A 17,398-nucleotide genomic window follows, 5' to 3' on the forward strand; every position below is an offset into this window, starting at 1 on the left:
CTTGCGAACTCTGTGTGCCTCGACGCTGGTGGGCGAGTTCTTCGTGATCGGTCTCGCCGCGTTGGTCGCGATGCAGCTGTCCGACGTGTCGACCGGCACCGTGTGGACGGTCAGCGGTGTGGCGATGGTGCTGTGCCTGCTGCTCTGCGGCATGTTGTCCCGCCCCGGGGCCGTGCAGATCGGCTGGGTGCTCCAGGCGGCGCTGGTGGCCAGCGGCTTCGTGATCCCGGCGATGTTCGCCCTCGGGCTGTGCTTCGCCGGACTGTGGTGGGCCTCGGTCCATTTCGGCCGCAAGATCGACGAGGCGAAGGCCCGCCGCGCCCGGCTGGCGGCGGACACCGGCTCCCCCTCCTGATCCCGGGTGCCGGAGGCACCGGGGCGACCAGGTATTCTGCGCGTCACCTCCCCGACCGCTCAGAGATCCTGGAGCCGTACACCATGACCCAGCGCAGCCTCGTTCTTCTCAAGCCCGACGCGGTCCGGCGGGGCTTGGTCGGCGAGATCCTCGGCCGGATCGAGCGCAAGGCCGACTGGTCGATCACCGCGTTGGAACTCCGCCGGCTGGCGCAGGACACCCTCGAGCAGCACTACGGCGAGCACCAGGGCAAGCCCTTCTACGAGCCGCTGATGGAGTTCATGGCCTCCGGGCCGTCCGTGGCGATGGTCGTCGAAGGGGAGCGGGTCATCGAGGGACTGCGGACCCTGGCCGGCCCCACCGACCCGATCGCCGCCGCGCCGGGCAGCATCCGGGGCGACTTCGGCACCGTGGTGCGGGAGAACCTCATCCACGCCTCGGACTCCGAGGAGTCCGCGGAGCGGGAGATCAAACTCTTCTTCCCCGATTTCGCCTGAGGCCCCGTCGGTCCTTACCCGGCTGGTGCCTGGACCACAGGAATTCGGCCGCCGCCCAGCATATTTGAGCCGATCGGGGGAACGCATTGCTCCGACACGGCGTCACCATGGCGGGAGGTGGCACCGCTTCCGCCGACAATGGCGGAGGGCCCTAGCACCGCGCAGTCGTGAGCGGGACTACGATGGGGACCTTCCACACTCTCGCAGCGCTGACCCCGCAGACGTACAAGTCATACCGTTCCAGCTGGGAAGGCCAGACGTATCCTCATGGGGAACAACATGTCGTTCATCGGCCGTGACATGGCTGTCGACCTCGGCACCGCCAACACGCTGGTGTACGTCAGAGGTCGCGGGATCGTTCTGAATGAGCCATCAGTGGTGGCCATCAACACGAATACCGGTGGCATTCTGGCCGTTGGCGCCGAAGCGAAGAAGATGATCGGCCGTACCCCCGGCAACATCGTGGCGGTGCGGCCGCTCAAGGACGGCGTGATCGCCGACTTCGAGATCACCGAGCGGATGCTCCGCTACTTCATTCTCAAGATCCACAAACGCCGTTACCTGGCGCGCCCGCGCGTCGTGGTCTGCGTGCCCTCGGGGATCACCGGTGTCGAGCGCCGGGCGGTGATCGAGGCCTCCACCCAGGCCGGCGCTCGGCAGGTGCACATCATCGAGGAGCCGATGGCGGCCGCCATCGGCTCCGGCCTGCCGGTCCACGAGGCCACCGGCAACATGGTCGTGGACATCGGCGGCGGCACCACCGAGGTCGCGGTTATCTCCCTCGGCGGCATCGTCACCGCCCAGTCGATCCGGGTCGCCGGCGACGAGCTGGACAACGCGATCATCCAGCACATCAAGAAGGAGTACAGCCTGCTGCTCGGCGAGCGGAGCGCGGAGAGCATCAAGCTGACCCTGGGCTCGGCGTTCGACTCCGGCGACGACGAGCACACCGAGATCCGCGGCCGGGACCTGGTCAGCGGGCTGCCGAAGACCGTGGTCATCTCCTCGGCGGAGGTCCGCAAGGCGATGGAGGAGCCGGTCAGCTCCATCGTGGACGCGGTCAAGACGACGCTCGACAAGTGCCCGCCGGAACTCTCCGGCGACGTGATGGACCGGGGCATCGTCCTCACCGGTGGCGGCGCTCTGCTCCGCGGCCTGGACGACCGGCTGCGCGAGGAGACCGGCATGCCGATCCACATCGCCGAGGACCCGCTCGATTCCGTGGCGCTCGGATCCGGCAAGTGCGTCGAGGAGTTCGAGGCGCTCCAGCAGGTGCTGGACTCGCAGCCGCGGAGATGACGCCCGCCCGATCCGCCGCACGGGTGCCCCTCCACCGGTGCGGTGGGCTCGGTTGATATACAGCTATAACTGACAAGCAGCGGATACAGCGGTGGCGGCCGTACGGCCGGACCGGCCTGTAGTCGTACCGCTGTACCGGCGTCCAGACGGGTGACGAGCCCTCAGCTGGACGACCGTCCGGCCACGGCAGATCCTGTCGACAACGGGAGCACCGTGTGCCGCACCGCCAACACGAAACAGGCTCAAGCTCCTGATGACCGGACCCGGCCAGCGCCGACCGGTCCGACGAGGAAGGCACGCCGCCGCAGGTGAGGGACACACGAGAGAGTCGGCTGCTCCTGGTGCTGCTGATCGCCACCGCGTTCGCGCTGATCACGGTGGACATGCGCAGCCAGGAGTCCCCGCTCGACGGCGCCAGGCAGGCCGCCGCGGCGGCGTTCGGACCGGTGGAGAACGCGGTCGCCACGGTCATCGACCCCGTCGGGAACGCCATCGGAGCGGTCCGCGAATCCACCGGTCGGCACGGCCGGCTCAGTGCGCTCGAGCGTGAGAACGCCGAGCTGAAGGCCAAGCTGGGCAGCGACGACCGGAACCGCAGCCGGCTCGCCGAACTCGAGAAGCTGCTGAAGACCGCCGGCGCCGGCCAGTACGGAATAAAGGGCGCCCAGGTCATCGCCATAGGAGCCGCCCAGGGATTCTCCTGGACGGTCACCATCGACGCCGGCAGCGACGACGGACTGCGCCGTGACATGACGGTCATCAACGGCGACGGGCTGGTCGGCCGGATCACCACCGTCGCCTCCTCGACCTCCACCGTCCTGCTCGCCACGGACCCGGACTTCACCGTCGGCACCCGGATGGAGGCGTCCAACGAGCTGGGTTTCGCCACCGGACGCGGCGACCGGTCGCTGAGTGTGCAACTGCTCAACGGCAAGGCGCGGGTGAAGAAGGGGGACCGGCTGGTCACCTTCGGCTCCAGTGAGGACCGGCCGTTCGTCCCGGGCGTACCGGTCGGCGAGGTCAGCAAGGTTGACCCGGCGACCGGCGACCTGACCCGGACCGTCGAGGTGCGGCCCTACGTCTCCTTCACCAAGCTCGACATCGTCGGCGTCGTGGTGAAGCCGCCGAGGAAGGACCCGCGGGACACCGTGCTCCCGGAGAAGCCCAAGCGGCCCAAGCCCGCCCCCACCGTGACCGTCACCGCCACCCCGGGGGCGGAGTCCGGCGACGAGGGGGACGAGAGCGGCTCCGAGGACACCGACGAGAGCGCCGGTGAGACCGGCGACGACTACGGCGAGGCGCCCGACGACGAACCCGGCGGCGGCCCCTCCGCCTCTCCGCCCGCCACCCGCGACAGGGACTGATCATGCGAGTCAACCGGATTCTGCTCTCCACCACCATGGTCGTGGTGGCGCTCGTGATCCAGGTGTCGGTGCTCGCCCGGCTGCGGCTGCCCGGCGCCGTCCCAGACCTGGTGCTGCTCGTCCTGCTGGGGCTCGCGCTCGTCTACGGCCACGTCGGCGGCGCGCTGGTCGGCTTCGGCGCGGGTCTCCTCACCGACCTGGCACCCCCCTCCGACCACGCGGCGGGCCGCTACGCCCTGGTGCTCTGCGTGGTCGGCTACCTCGCCGGGCTCGCTCGACCGGAGAGCGGCCGCATCCGCTCGGCCGCCGGCCCGCTGCTGGCGGTGGTCGGTGCGGCGATCGGCACCACGCTGCTGTACGCGGGGGTCGGAGCGGTCGTCGGGGACTCCGCCGCCCACCAGGCGGGCTTGGGCAGTCTGCTGTTCACCGCGGCCCTCTACGACCTGCTGCTGGCCCCGTTCGTGGTGCCGGCGGTGATGGCGGTGGCGCGGCGGTTCGAGCGGGATCCGCTCACCGAGTCCTCCGCCGGAACGGGCGGCCCGGACGGTCCCCAGTCCAGTTGGCTGTCGGCCGGCACCGGGGTGCGGACCAGGCGCGGCGGTCGGATCCGGCAGGGCCTCGGAGGCCGGCGCGGCAGTGTGCTCAGCCGGCCGTCCAAGTCCGGTGCCGGGCGGATCAAGGGGGTCAAGCGGCTGTGAACGTGGGGCGATTCTCCGAGGGGCAGTGGGCGGCATGAGCAACATCCCGGAGACCGGGCGTACGGCGCGCGTCACGATCCGCCTCGTCGCCATCCAGATACTGGTCTTCTCGCTTCTCGCGACGCTGGCCGGGCGACTCTGGTTCATCCAGATCCGCAACGGCGACGAGTACGCGGCCAAGGCCATGGGCAACCATGTGCAGCAGGTCGTCCAGCCCGCCGTGCGCGGCTCCATCCTGGACGCCCGCGGGGTGCCGATCGCGGACAACGAGACCCGGCTCGTGGTCTCCGCGAACCGCACCGAGCTGCTGAAGATGAAGGACGGCGGCAAGGCGGTCCTCAACCGCCTCGCCAAGATCCTCGACATGGATCCGGCTGAGGTGGAGGCGAAGATCCGGCTCTGCGACGCGGAGACGAAGCAGCCCTGTTGGAACGGTTCGCCCTACCAGCCGATCCCCATCACAGACGAGGCGACCACCCACCAGACGCTGCTGATCCGGGAGCGCTCGGAGGACTTCCCCGGCATCACCGCCGAGCCCACCGCGGTCCGCCGCTATCCGACGCCCTACAAGGCCCGGACGGCCCAGGTACTGGGGTACCTCTCGCCGGTCACCGACGAGGAGATCAAGGAGGCGGAGGACGGTCCCTCGCCGTTCCTCCGCTCGGACCAGGTCGGCCGCTCCGGCCTGGAGCGCTCCTACGACGAGAAGCTGCGCGGCAAGGCCGGGGTGACGCGGTACGAGGTGGACAAGGTCGGCCGGGTCATGGGTGAGGCCGAGAACGAGCCGGCGGAGGCCGGCTGGTCCCTCATCACCAGCATCGACGCCCGGGTGCAGGCCCTGGCCGAGAAGGAGCTGGACCAGGCGATGAAGGCGGCCCGGCAGGAGATCGACCGCAACACCAACCGCCCCTACGAGGCGGACGCCGGAGCCGTGGTCGTCATGGAGTCGAAGACCGGTCGGGTGGTCGCCATGGCCTCCAACCCGGACTACGACCCCAATGCCTGGGTCGGTGGCATCTCCGGAGCCGACTACACCAAGCTGACCAGCAAGAAGTCCAACTACCCGCTGCTCAACCGGGCCATCCAGGGGCAGGCGGCGCCCGGCTCCATCTTCAAGGTGGTCTCCACGGCCGCCTCGGTCCAGGCCGGCTACGACTTCAACGACACCTACCCGTGCACCAGCTCGTACAGCATCGGCAACCAGGTCTTCAAGAACTTCGAGTCCGAGGACCACGGGCCGATCACCCTGGGCCGGGCCCTGGAGGTCTCCTGCGACACCGTCTTCTACGGCCTGGCCCACCAGGAGTGGAAGAAGGACGGCGGCACGAAGCCGAAGAAGGACGCCCACGACTGGTTCTATGAGACCGCCCACCAGTTCGGCCTCGGCGAGGAGACCGGTGTCGACCTGCCCAACGAGGTCTCCGGCCGGGTACCGGACCGGAAGTGGAAGAAGGACTTCTGGAAGGTCAACAAGGACGGCTGGTGCGAGACGGCCAAGGAGTGGCCGAAGAAGAAGGACTACCTGACCAGGCTCGCCCACGAGAACTGCCTCGGGGGCATGAAGCTGCACGCCTACGACTCGGTCAACTACTCCATCGGTCAGGGCGACACCCTGGTGACCCCGATCCAGATGGCCACCATCTACGCGGCGCTCAGCAACGGCGGCACGCTGTACGACCCGAGCGTCGGCAAGGCCCTGGTCAGCCCCGACGGCCGGAAGGTCGAGGAGATCGAGCCGAAGTCGCACGGGAAGCTCCCCACGAGCAAGAAGACGCTCTCGCAGATCGACAAGGCGCTGGAGGGCGTCGCCACCCGCGGCACCGCCGCCTGGCGGTTCGAGGGCTGGCCCCAGGAGAAGATCCCGATGCACGCCAAGACCGGCACCGCGGAGGTCTACGGGAAGCAGACCACCTCCTGGTTCGCCACCTACACCGACGACTACACGATCGTCATGACGATCTCCCAGGGTGGCACCGGATCCGGCGCCTCCGGACCGGCGGTGCGCAACATCTACGACGCCCTCTACGGACTGGACGGCGGTGAGGGGCTGCTGCCCAAGCCGCAGACCAAGCTGCCGAAGATCGCCAAGGACGGCACCATCGAACCGATCGAGTCGAAGGCCGAGCGCCGCCGGAAGGACAGCGACGAGTGACGACGACCTCCAGCGGCTTCGCCGTTCGCCGCTACTCCCCGGAGCGCGGGGCCTGGGGCCGGCTCACCGCGCGGGACTCGCTGCTCCGCCGGCTCGACTGGCCGCTGCTCGGGGCCTCCCTGACGCTCTCCGCGATCGGAGCGCTGCTGGTCTGGTCGGCGACCCGGAACCGCAGTGAACTCAACGAGGGCGATCCCTACTACTTCCTCATCCGCCACCTGCTGAACACCGGGATCGGCCTCGCGCTGATGGTCGGCACCATCTGGCTGGGCCACCGGACGCTGCGCGGCGCGGTCCCGATGCTCTACGGGCTGTCCATCCTGCTCACGGCGCTGGTGCTGACCCCGCTCGGCACCACGATCAACGGCGCGCACGCCTGGATCCAGATCGGCGCCGGGTTCACGCTCCAGCCGTCCGAGTTCACCAAGATCACCATGATCCTGGGCATGTCGATGCTGCTGGCCGCCCAGGTGGACGCCGGCGACCGCCCGCACCCCGACCACCGCACAGTCCTCCAGGCGCTGGGCGTCGCGGCGCTGCCGATGGCCGTCATCATGCTGATGCCGGACCTTGGCTCGGTGATGGTCATGGTGGTCATCGCGCTGGGGGTGCTGATGGCCTCCGGGGCCTCCAACCGCTGGCTGATCGGACTGGTGGGGGCGGGGACGAGCGGGGCGCTCCTGGTGTGGCAGCTGAAGCTGCTGGACGAATACCAGATCAACCGCTTCGCCGCCTTCGCCAACCCGCAGTTGGACCCGTCCGGCGTCGGCTACAACACCAACCAGGCGCGGATCGCGATCGGCTCCGGCGGGCTGTGGGGCACCGGTCTGTTCAACGGCACCCAGACCACCGGACAGTTCGTGCCCGAGCAGCAGACCGACTTCGTCTTCTCGGTGGCGGGGGAGGAGTTGGGCTTCGCCGGCGGTCTGCTGATCATCCTGTTGCTGGGGGTGGTGCTCTGGCGGGCCTGCCGGATCGCCCACAACACCACCGAGCTCTACGGCACGGTGGTGGCCGCCGGGATCATCGCCTGGTTCGCCTTCCAGGCCTTCGAGAACATCGGTATGACCCTGGGGATCATGCCGGTGGCGGGACTGCCACTGCCCTTCGTCTCCTACGGGGGCACGTCCATGTTCGCGGTCTGGATCGCCGTCGGACTGCTTCAGTCGATCAAGGTGCAGAGACCGCTGTCGGCCTGAGCCGACGCATCCGGACAGCCTGCCGGCCGCCCCCGCCGGCAGGCCGTCGGGCGTCCGGCGGGAGGTAGGCTGAGCCCCTGAACCGCCCCCGCCTGCTCACGAGAGACACACCGCGATGCCTGTCGAGTCGGTCTTCCCACAGCTGGAAGCGCTTCTCCCGCACGTACAGAAGCCCATCCAGTACGTCGGTGGAGAGCTCAACTCCACCTCCAAGGACTGGGACGCCTGCGATGTGCGCTGGGCGCTCATGTATCCGGACGCCTACGAGATCGGGCTGCCCAACCAGGGCGTCATGATCCTCTACGAGGTGCTCAACGAGCGGCCGGGCGTCCTCGCCGAGCGGGCGTACAGCGTCTGGCCCGACCTCGAGCAGCTGATGCGCGAGCACGGGGTACCGCAGTTCACCGTGGACTCGCACCGCCCGGTCCGCGCCTTCGACCTGTTCGGACTCAGTTTCTCCACCGAGCTGTGCTACACCAACATGCTCACCGCGCTGGACCTCGCCGGCATCCCCCTGGAGTCCGCGGACCGCGGCCTGGAGGACCCGATCGTCCTCGCCGGCGGACACGCCGCCTTCAACCCGGAGCCGATCGCGGACTTCATCGACTGCGCGGTGGTCGGCGACGGTGAGCAGGCCGTGCTGGAGATCACGGAGATCGTCCGGGAGTGGAAGGCGGAGGGGCGGCCGGGCGGCCGGGACGAGGTGCTGCTGCGGCTGGCCCGCACCGGCGGCGTCTACGTGCCCCGCTTCTACGACGTCGAGTACCTCCCGGACGGCCGGATCGCCCGGGTGGTGCCGAACCGTTCCGGCGTTCCCTGGCGGGTCTCCAAGCACACCGTCATGGATCTCGACGAGTGGCCCTATCCGAAGAAGCCGCTCGTCCCGCTCGCCGAGACGGTCCACGAACGGATGTCGGTGGAGATCTTCCGCGGCTGCACCCGGGGCTGCCGTTTCTGCCAGGCCGGCATGATCACCCGCCCGGTGCGGGAACGGAGCATCACCGGTATCGGCGAGATCGTCGACCGGGGGCTGCGCGCCACCGGTTTCGAGGAGGTGGGCCTGCTCTCCCTCTCCTCAGCCGACCACAGCGAGATCGGCGACATCGCCAAGGGGCTCGCGGACCGCTACGAGGAGGACAAGGTCGGCCTGTCGCTGCCGTCCACCAGGGTGGACGCCTTCAACATCGACCTGGCCAACGAACTGACCCGGAACGGCCGGCGCTCCGGTCTGACGTTCGCCCCCGAGGGCGGATCGGAGCGGATCCGCAAGGTCATCAACAAGATGGTCTCGGAGGAGGACCTGATCCGGACCGTCGCCACCGCCTACGGCAACGGCTGGCGGCAGGTGAAGCTGTACTTCATGTGCGGGCTGCCGACCGAGACCGACGAGGACGTGCTGCAGATCGCCGACATGGCGGTCAACGTCATCGCCAAGGGGCGCGAGGTCTCCGGTCGGAAGGACATCCGCTGCACCGTCTCGATCGGCGGGTTCGTTCCCAAGCCGCACACCCCCTTCCAGTGGGCTCCGCAACTCTCGGCGGACGAGACCGACGAGCGGCTGGCGAAGCTGCGTGACCGGATCCGCGGTGACAAGACGTACGGTCGCTCGATCGGCTTCCGCTACCACGACGGGCGGCCCGGCATCGTCGAGGGCCTGCTCTCCCGCGGCGACCGCCGGATCGGCGCGGTCATCCGGAAGGTCTACGAGGACGGCGGCCGGTTCGACGGCTGGCGCGAGTTCTTCAGCTACGACCGGTGGATGGCCTGCGCGGCCGAGACGCTGCCGGCGACGGGGGTGGACGTCGACTGGTACACCACCCGGGAACGCTCCTACGAAGAGGTCCTGCCCTGGGACCACCTGGACTCCGGCCTGGACAAGGACTGGCTCTGGGAGGACTGGCAGGACGCCCTGGACGAGACCGAGGTCGAGGACTGCCGCTGGACACCCTGCTTCGACTGCGGTGTCTGCCCGCAGCTCGACCTCGACATCCAGATCGGCCCGACGGGGCGGAAACTGCTGCCGCTGACGGTCGTCAAGTAGGCCGCGCACCGCCGGGTGCGCCGCGTCTCCGCGGCGCGGAGCGGTGTGACCGCCCGCTGTGCGGGCAGTACCGGAGTGGGCGGTGCGCCGCCTCCGGCCCGGGACGCGGCGGCCGGCAGCCGATGCGGACCGTGCCGACGACCGGTCGGGCCCCGGTCGTCCGGTGCCGTGGTGACGCCCGTGGGAAGGCCCCGCGGCGCAGCCGCCACCGCTCCGGGACGTACTCTGGACAGAGCAGGACCGCACTCACGAAGGACTGATACACCTGGGTAAGCGACAGCCCGAAGGTCCGCCGCCGGCACCGGTGGCGCAGCGCATCAGGATGCACTACGCCAAACGCGGCCGCCTCCGGTTCACCAGTCACCGCGACTTCCAGCGCGCCTTCGAGCGGGCCCTGCGCCGTGCCGAGGTGCCCATGGCCTACTCGGCGGGCTTCACCCCGCACCCCAGGGTCTCGTACGCGAATGCCGCACCCACCGGCACCAGCAGCGAGGCCGAGTACCTGGAGATCGCACTCACCGAAGAGCGGGACCCGACGGCCCTGCGCCTCCTGCTCGACGAGTCGATGCCCAGCGGGCTCGACATCGTCGACGCCGTGGAGGCCGGGACGGGCGCACTGGCCGACCGGTTGCAGGCCTCCGTATGGCGGTTGCGGCTGACCGGGGTGGGCTCGGCGGAGGCCGAGGAGGCCGCCGGGCGTTTCCTCGCGGCGGAGAGCGTGGAGGTGCAGCGCCGCACCAAAAACGGGTTGCGAACCTTCGACGCACGCGCCGCGGTGATGCGCCTGGAGGCACTGGAGGAGTCGGCCGATAGGTCCGACGACGCCGCCTGTGCGATACTGCGGCTGGTTGTTCGGCATGTGACACCTGCCGTGCGACCCGACGACGTCCTGTCCGGTCTCCGAGCCACGGCCGACCTCGCGCCGCCGGTCCCCGCAGGGGTGACCAGGCTGGCGCAGGGGCTGATCGATCAGGAGACCGGAACCGTGACCGACCCGCTCGCGCCCGACCGCGAGGCAGTCACGGCCGCCGCAACCGCGGCCGCCGGACTGACCACCTCCTAGCCAGGAGGTTTCCGGCGGCGGCGCCGGAAAGGTTCGCACCGGACTGCCGCCGCCGCGCCGCCGAGGCACCAGGGAGCCACCCCGGGGCCGGCAGGCGCACTGACCAGAAGACTTTCGCCGGTGCCGACGAGCGGGACCGGCGAGCGATACGACAGCTCCCGAGCGGCGCCAGCGCCCCCGGCAGACCGCCTCGCCACGAGCGGGTAGCGGACCGGACACCGGCGTGGCGCCCGGGAGCGTGACGGGAGAAACGCCCGCATGCCCGAGCCGATGGAGCCCATGGAGACGGCGCAGCACAGCGCCGCCCGGGACAGCTCACAGCACAGCAGCCCCAGCGACACCCTGCCGCCGCGCCGCAGGCGCCGAGTGGCCTCCAGGCCGGCGGGACCGCCGGCCGCGCTGGACCCGAACGAGGAGAACCGGCGATCGGCCGCGGCCGATCCGGCGGAGCCGGAGGAGACCGCCACCACCGTGGTGCCCACGGTGGCCTCGGCGGAGGTCGGCGACCTCGCCGGAACCCCCGGGAAGGCCGAGGGAACCCAGGGGACGGCCGAAGACGCCGAGGAGGAGCCGGACACGCCCGCGGAGAGCGCCGAGCCCGTGCCCCCGCGTCGTCGGCGAGTGGTGCGCAAGGCCACCGCCCCGGCCGGTCCCCCGGAGCCCGCTTCCCCCGCGAGTCACGAGGAGCGGCGGCAGGGCGCGGCACCGGCGGAGCCGGCCGCTACCGGGACGACCGCCCAGACACCTTCCGCCCAGACACCTTCCGCCGAGGCGCCCGCCGCCCAGGCGCCGGCCACCGAGTCATCTGCCGCCGGAACGCCCGACGGCGAGCCCGCGCCGCCGCGCCGCCGGCGGGCGGTTCGGAAGGCGACCGCCCCGGCCGGCTCGCCGCAGCCGAGCGACGAGTCCGCGACCGGCCCCGGCGCCTCGGCCGAGCCCGCCGAGGAGGAGCAGGCAGCCGCTCCGCGGCGCAGCCGCCGCCGTTCCGCGGCCAAGGCCGCTGTCCCCGCGGAGGAGACCGCCGAGGCTCCCGGGGCCGGGGAACCCGCGGCCCCCCGGGGGGAGGCCGAGCAGGCCGGCAAGGAAGCCCAGCAGCCGGCGGAGGAGGCTCCGCCCGCCAGGAAGCCGACCCGGTCGCCAAAGCAGCCCCTGGCCGCTCGGAAGGCCCAGCCCGCCGGTGAGGAGCGGGCCGAGGAGTCGGCTCCGCAGCGCCGCCGCGCGGTCCGCCCGCCCACCGCCGTGTTCCAGGCGCCGGTCTTCACCGAGCCGGTGTTCCAGACCCCCGATTCCGTGGCCGCCGCCGCGGCGGCCGAGACCGCCGCCCGCAGGGCGGAGGAGAGCGCGCCCGAGGAGCCCTCGGGCCCCGGGGCAGGCTCCCGCCGCCGGCGCCGTAGGAGCGGGTCGGCCGCGGAGAGCGTCGCCACCGAGGAAGCGGGCGGCACCCAGCCGGAGGAGGAGCCCGCGGCAGGCGCCGAGGGCGCCGACGAGGAGGAGTACGGTGACCGCCCGGCACGCCGCCGGCGCCGCGGCGGCCGTCGTCGCCGACGAGGAGATTCCGCCGACGGGGCGGACGAGTCGGCCGCCGAGGAGTCGGGCGAGGAAGCCGAAGAGGAGAGCAGCACGGCGGACGGCGGCGCGGCCGAGGCCGAGCAGCACGCCGAGGAGGAGCCCTCCGGCGAGGAGGAGAACGGCACCTCCGCCACCAGCCGCCGGCGCCGCCGTCGCCGGCGCCGCAGCAGCGACCTGGGTGAAGCCGCCGGAGAGGCGGCCCAGGACGATCCGGAGCGCACGGTCGTCAAGATCCGCGAACCGCGGGAGCGCCGGGTGCGCGAGGCCGAGGCCGCCTCCGACGAGGTGCAGTCCATCAAGGGCTCCACCCGGCTGGAGGCGAAGAAGCAGCGCCGCCGGGAGGGGCGCGAACAGGGCCGGCGCCGGGTGCCGATCATCACCGAGGCCGAGTTCCTGGCCCGGCGGGAGGCCGTCGAGCGGGTGATGGTGGTCCGCCAGAGCGGTGAGCGCACTCAGATCGGGGTGCTCGAGGACGACATCCTCGTCGAGCACTTCGTGAACAAGGAGCAGTCCAGCAGCTACGTCGGCAACGTCTACCTGGGCAAGGTGCAGAACGTACTGCCCTCGATGGAGGCAGCCTTCGTCGACATCGGGAAGGGCCGCAACGCGGTCCTCTACGCCGGTGAGGTCAACTTCGAGGCGCTGGGGATGGCGCACGGTCCGCGTCGGATCGAGACCGCGCTCAAGTCCGGGCAGTCCGTCCTCGTGCAGGTGACCAAGGACCCGATCGGTCACAAGGGCGCCCGTCTGACCAGTCAGGTCTCACTGCCCGGCCGCTACCTGGTCTACGTGCCCGAGGGGTCGATGACCGGTATCAGCCGCAAGCTGCCGGACACGGAGCGGGCCCGGCTGAAGCAGATCCTGAAGAAGATCGTCCCCGAGAACGCCGGTGTGATCGTGCGCACCGCCGCGGAGGGCGCGAGCGAGGAGGAGCTGGCCAGGGACGTCACCCGGCTCCAGTCGCAGTGGGAGGAGATCCAGAAGAAGGCGAAGAGCGGTAACGCGCCGACGCTGCTCCACGGCGAGCCGGACATGACGGTCCGGGTCGTCCGCGACATCTTCAACGAGGACTTCAGCAAGGTCATCGTCAGCGGCGAGGACGCCTGGAGGACGATCCACGGGTACGTCGAGAAGGTCGCCCCGGACCTCACCGGCCGGCTGGAGAAGTGGACCTCCGAGGTGGACGTCTTCGCCACCTACCGGATCGACGAACAGCTGATGAAGGCGCTGGACCGCAAGGTCTGGCTGCCCAGCGGCGGTTCGCTGGTCATCGACCGGACCGAGGCCATGGTCGTGGTCGACGTCAACACCGGGAAGTTCACCGGGCAGGGCGGGAACCTCGAGGAGACGGTCACCAGGAACAACCTGGAGGCGGCCGAGGAGATCGTGCGCCAGCTGCGACTGCGCGACCTCGGCGGGATCATCGTGATCGACTTCATCGACATGGTGCTCGAGTCCAACCGGGACCTCGTCCTCCGGAGACTGCTGGAGTGCCTCGGCCGGGACCGCACCAAGCACCAGGTGGCGGAGGTGACCTCGCTCGGACTGGTTCAGATGACCCGCAAGCGGGTCGGCCAGGGCCTGCTGGAGTCCTTCTCCGAGAGCTGTGTGCACTGCAACGGCCGGGGCGTCATCGTCCACATGGAGCAGCCGACCGCCATCGGTGGCGGCGGCAACGGCGGAAAGCGCCGGAAGAAGGGCAAGGGCGCTCCGGCGGAGACCGCCGAGGCGGTCCGCCCGCAGCCGGAGCCGGAGCACCGGCACGCCGAGGACGAGGCGGCACCGCACCCGGTGGAGACGGCCGCCGAGGTCGAGGCCGAGACCGCACGTCCCAAGGCGCTTGCCGAGCCCCTGATCGCCCCGGACGAGGAGCTGTTCAGCAGCGCGGCCGAAGCGGAGGCTGCGGCCTCGCGGGCGGGCCGGTCGCGGCGTCGGGCGACCCGCAAGGTGTCGGCTCCGGCCGGTTCGCCGAAGGCCGCCGAGGAGGCCGCGGCCGTGGTGGTCGAGCCGGCGGTCCGGGAGGCGAAGCCCGAACCGGCCCCGGAGCAGCCGGCCCCGGCCGAAGCGGCCGAGGCGGCTCCGGTAGAGGCGGCTCCCCAGCCGCGTACCCGGCGTCGGGCGACCCGCAAGGTGTCGGCTCCCGCGGGTTCGCCGAAGGCCGCCGAGGAGGCCGCGGCCGTGGTGGTGGTTCCGGCCGCCACCGCTCCGGAAGCGGCACCGCAGGAGGCCGCCGCTCAGGAGCCCGCACCGCAGGAGCCCGGTCCGGCGGCTGAGCCGGCCGCTCCGGAGGCGGAAGGCGCGGCGGCGGCCCCGGCGCCCAAGAAGGCGGCGGCGAAGAAGACCACCGCCAAGAAGGCGGCGGCGAAGAAGACCGCTGCCAAGAAGACCGCCTCCACCAGGAAGACGGCCGCCAAGAAGACCTCGGCGGAGAAGGCGGCTGCAGGCGAGGCCGAGGAGCCGGCCGCCGAGAAGCCCGTCACCGAGGGTGTGGTCGAGGAGAAGGCCCCGGTGAAGAAGGCCGCCAGGAAGACGGCTGCCAAGAAGAGCACCGCGGCCAAGACCACGGCCACGAAGAAGACCGCACCGGCCAAGAGCACGGCGGCGAAGAAGACCGCGGCCAGGAAGGACGCGGCCTCAGCCGCGTCACCGGAGGCCGCCCAGCCCTCGTCGGAGCCGGGCGGTGAGGAGTAGGACTCCCTCTACGGGGGCCCGGTTTGACCGTTGAACACGGGCCCCCGTAACCTTGACCGTCGGCGTCTGTGCGCCAACCCCCTGAGCAACTCCCTTCCGGTCCGTCCGGAAGAGGCCGCCCGTCCGATGGGATATCGCGGACGGATCTGGCAGATCCCCCGTGTGGGCGGCTGGCATCAAGGGTCCCGTTCCGAGCAAGAGAGTGAGATCTGCGTGTACGCAATCGTGCGCAGCGGTGGTCGCCAGCACAAGGTGGCTGTCGGCGACATCGTTGAGGTTGACAGGATTCCCACCGGCAAGGTGGGCGACACGGTCGAGCTCTCGACCCTGCTCCTGGTCGACGGGGAGACCGTCACCAGCGACCCGTGGGTGCTGGCCGGCGTCAAGGTCCAGGCCGAGCTCGTGGACCACCACAAGGGTGCCAAGATCGACATCCTCCGGTACAAGAACAAGACCGGCTACCGCCGGCGGCAGGGCCACCGCCAGCACTACACCTCGCTGAAGATCACCGGTATCCCCTCGGCCGCGAAGTAAGGGACTGACAAGACATGGCACACAAGAAGGGCGCATCGTCCACTCGGAACGGTCGCGACTCCAACGCCCAGCGGCTCGGTGTGAAGCGCTTCGGCGGTCAGACCGTCAGCGCCGGCGAGATCCTGGTCCGCCAGCGCGGTACCCACTTCCACCCCGGTAAGGGTGTCGGTCGCGGCGGCGACGACACGCTGTTCGCCCTTGCTGCCGGTGCCGTCGAGTTCGGCACCAGCCGGGGTCGCAGGGTCGTGAACATCGTTCCGGTCGCCGAGTAAGCAACCGGCGCGACTCAGCATTCTCCGAGGGCGGACCGTCTTTCCCACACAGCGCTCGCAGCGCCGGGAAGCCGGTCCGCCCTCGGCGTGTTCCACTCGACAGCGGGGGAGCGGAGGCGTCCGGACGCCTCCGGCCGGATGACGGGCCGCGCTGCACGCTCGGCCCCACAGCGGCACCACTCCCGGAGAGAGACCGGCCGGACGAGGCGATCGCCCGGCGACCAGCACAGTGCAGGAGGCACTCCGTATGACCACCTTCGTGGACCGCGTCGAACTCCATGTCGCCGCGGGTAGCGGGGGCCACGGCTGCGCCTCCGTACACCGGGAGAAGTTCAAGCCGCTCGGTGGTCCGGACGGCGGCAACGGCGGACGGGGCGGCAACGTCGTCCTGGTCGTCGACCAGTCCGTGACCACGCTGCTCGAGTACCACCACTCACCGCACCGCCGGGCCACCAACGGCCGGCCCGGTGAGGGCGGCAACCGCTCCGGCAAGGACGGCTCGGACCTCGTGCTCCGGGTGCCGGACGGCACCGTGGTGCTGGACCGCGCCGGCGACGTGCTGGCCGACTTGGTCGGCGAGGGCACCAGCTATGTCGCGGCGCAGGGCGGCCGCGGCGGCCTGGGCAACGCCGCGCTGGCCTCCACCCGCCGCAAGGCCCCCGGCTTCGCCCTGCTCGGCGAGCCGGGCTGGTCCGGGGACGTCGTCCTGGAACTCAAGACCGTGGCCGACGTCGCCCTCGTCGGCTACCCGAGCGCGGGGAAGTCCTCGCTGATCTCCGTACTCTCGGCGGCCCGACCGAAGATCGCCGACTACCCCTTCACCACCCTGGTGCCCAACCTCGGTGTGGTGACGGCGGGGGAGACCGTCTACACCGTCGCCGACGTACCCGGGCTGATCCCTGGGGCCAGCCAGGGCAAGGGGCTCGGTCTGGAGTTCCTGCGCCACGTCGAGCGCTGCTCGGTGCTGGTGCACGTCCTGGACACCGCGACGCTGGAGTCCGACCGGGACCCGCTCAGCGACCTCGATGTGATCGAGTCGGAGCTGAGCGAGTACGGCGGCCTGGACGGCCGGCCGCGGGTGGTCGTCCTCAACAAGATCGATATTCCGGACGGCCGGGACCTCGCCGAGATGGTCCGGCCCGAACTGGAGGCCCGGGGCTTCGAGATCCACGAGGTGTCCGCCGTCTCCCGCGAGGGGCTGAAGGAGCTGTCCTACGCCCTGGCCTCCCGGGTCGCCGAGGCCCGGTCCGCCAAGCCCAAGGCGGCGGCCACCCGGGTCGTCATCCGGCCGAAGGCGGTGGACGACACCGGGTTCACGGTCCGCGCCGAGGGCGAGGGGCTCTACCGGGTCCGCGGGGAGAAGCCGGAGCGCTGGGTGCGGCAGACCGACTTCCAGAACGACGAGGCCGTGGGCTACCTCGCCGACCGGCTGAACCGGCTGGGGGTCGAGGACGCTCTCGTGAAGGCCGGTGCGCGGCCGGGAGACGGGGTGGCGATCGGTGCCGAGGACAACGCCGTCGTCTTCGACTGGGAGCCGTCGCTGACGGCTGGGGCGGAGATGCTCGGCCGCCGAGGCGAGGACCACCGGTTCGCCGAGCCCCGGCCGGCGGCGCAGCGTCGCCGGGAGCGCGAGGCCGAGCGCGCCGAGGAGCAGCAGGGCTGAG

Annotated in this window: 13 protein-coding genes; all 13 read left to right on the plus strand. The window is 71.0% G+C overall.

Annotated features, from left to right (window positions below):
• Position 1: 1 nt before the first annotated feature.
• The 13 genes from BGP73_RS01400 to obgE all read left to right on the plus strand — a co-directional run bounded on the left by BGP73_RS01400 (position 2) and on the right by obgE (position 17,397).
• Positions 2–355, plus strand: coding sequence for a DUF4233 domain-containing protein (locus tag BGP73_RS01400; RefSeq protein ID WP_069811421.1), 354 nt, complete (start codon positions 2–4; stop codon positions 353–355).
• 83 nt (positions 356–438) lie between these two features.
• A complete protein-coding gene (ndk, locus tag BGP73_RS01405; RefSeq protein ID WP_069811423.1) occupies positions 439–852 on the plus strand; it encodes a nucleoside-diphosphate kinase in 414 nt (137 codons plus the stop codon).
• 279 nt (positions 853–1,131) lie between these two features.
• Positions 1,132–2,151 (plus strand): rod shape-determining protein, encoded by a 1,020-nt coding sequence (locus BGP73_RS01410; protein WP_069812043.1) that lies wholly within the window; start codon positions 1,132–1,134, stop codon positions 2,149–2,151.
• A 308-nt stretch (positions 2,152–2,459) separates the two neighbouring features.
• Entirely contained in the window at positions 2,460–3,515 is a 1,056-nt protein-coding gene (mreC, locus tag BGP73_RS01415) for a rod shape-determining protein MreC (RefSeq protein ID WP_069811425.1), read from the plus strand.
• Between the two features lie 2 nt (positions 3,516–3,517).
• Positions 3,518–4,213: a rod shape-determining protein MreD gene (gene mreD, locus BGP73_RS01420; protein ID WP_069811427.1), complete on the plus strand. Its 696-nt coding sequence runs from the start codon at positions 3,518–3,520 to the stop codon at positions 4,211–4,213.
• Positions 4,214–4,247: 34 nt separating this feature from the next.
• Positions 4,248–6,365, plus strand: coding sequence for a penicillin-binding protein 2 (gene mrdA / locus BGP73_RS01425; protein WP_069812044.1), 2,118 nt, complete (start codon positions 4,248–4,250; stop codon positions 6,363–6,365).
• The gene (rodA, locus tag BGP73_RS01430; RefSeq protein ID WP_069811428.1) at positions 6,362–7,564 is read left to right on the plus strand and encodes a rod shape-determining protein RodA; all 1,203 of its coding nucleotides are present in this window, start codon (positions 6,362–6,364) and stop codon (positions 7,562–7,564) included. The genes mrdA and rodA overlap by 4 nt, the downstream gene beginning before the upstream one ends.
• A gap of 115 nt (positions 7,565–7,679) precedes the next feature.
• Positions 7,680–9,605 (plus strand): TIGR03960 family B12-binding radical SAM protein, encoded by a 1,926-nt coding sequence (locus tag BGP73_RS01435; protein ID WP_069811430.1) that lies wholly within the window; start codon positions 7,680–7,682, stop codon positions 9,603–9,605.
• A gap of 322 nt (positions 9,606–9,927) precedes the next feature.
• Complete coding sequence (locus BGP73_RS01440) at positions 9,928–10,668, plus strand: TIGR03936 family radical SAM-associated protein (RefSeq protein WP_069812045.1); 741 nt, start codon at positions 9,928–9,930, stop codon at positions 10,666–10,668.
• A gap of 258 nt (positions 10,669–10,926) precedes the next feature.
• Entirely contained in the window at positions 10,927–14,928 is a 4,002-nt protein-coding gene (locus BGP73_RS01445) for an Rne/Rng family ribonuclease (RefSeq protein WP_069811431.1), read from the plus strand.
• Positions 14,929–15,141: 213 nt separating this feature from the next.
• A complete protein-coding gene (gene rplU / locus BGP73_RS01450; protein WP_069812046.1) occupies positions 15,142–15,462 on the plus strand; it encodes a 50S ribosomal protein L21 in 321 nt (106 codons plus the stop codon).
• A gap of 14 nt (positions 15,463–15,476) precedes the next feature.
• On the plus strand, positions 15,477–15,734 hold the full coding sequence (rpmA, locus tag BGP73_RS01455; protein ID WP_069811433.1) for a 50S ribosomal protein L27: 258 nt from the start codon (positions 15,477–15,479) through the stop codon (positions 15,732–15,734).
• A 247-nt stretch (positions 15,735–15,981) separates the two neighbouring features.
• Positions 15,982–17,397 (plus strand): GTPase ObgE, encoded by a 1,416-nt coding sequence (obgE, locus tag BGP73_RS01460; protein ID WP_069811435.1) that lies wholly within the window; start codon positions 15,982–15,984, stop codon positions 17,395–17,397.
• The last annotated feature ends 1 nt before the right edge of the window (position 17,398 follow it).

The organism is Streptomyces sp. TP-A0874 (assembly GCF_001748085.1).
Classification (GTDB): Bacteria; Actinomycetota; Actinomycetes; order Streptomycetales; family Streptomycetaceae; genus Streptomyces.

Bases quoted from the DNA above. Each gene is read 5' to 3' on its own strand.
- BGP73_RS01445 (WP_069811431.1), top strand. From the start codon at position 10,927: ATGCCCGAGCCGATGGAGCCCATGGAGACGGCGCAGCACAGCGCCGCC.
- mrdA (WP_069812044.1), top strand. From the start codon at position 4,248: ATGAGCAACATCCCGGAGACCGGGCGTACGGCGCGCGTCACGATCCGC.
- BGP73_RS01435 (WP_069811430.1), top strand. From the start codon at position 7,680: ATGCCTGTCGAGTCGGTCTTCCCACAGCTGGAAGCGCTTCTCCCGCAC.
- BGP73_RS01410 (WP_069812043.1), top strand. From the start codon at position 1,132: ATGTCGTTCATCGGCCGTGACATGGCTGTCGACCTCGGCACCGCCAAC.
- obgE (WP_069811435.1), top strand. From the start codon at position 15,982: ATGACCACCTTCGTGGACCGCGTCGAACTCCATGTCGCCGCGGGTAGC.
- mreD (WP_069811427.1), top strand. From the start codon at position 3,518: ATGCGAGTCAACCGGATTCTGCTCTCCACCACCATGGTCGTGGTGGCG.
- ndk (WP_069811423.1), top strand. From the start codon at position 439: ATGACCCAGCGCAGCCTCGTTCTTCTCAAGCCCGACGCGGTCCGGCGG.
- BGP73_RS01440 (WP_069812045.1), top strand. From the start codon at position 9,928: ATGCACTACGCCAAACGCGGCCGCCTCCGGTTCACCAGTCACCGCGAC.
- rpmA (WP_069811433.1), top strand. From the start codon at position 15,477: ATGGCACACAAGAAGGGCGCATCGTCCACTCGGAACGGTCGCGACTCC.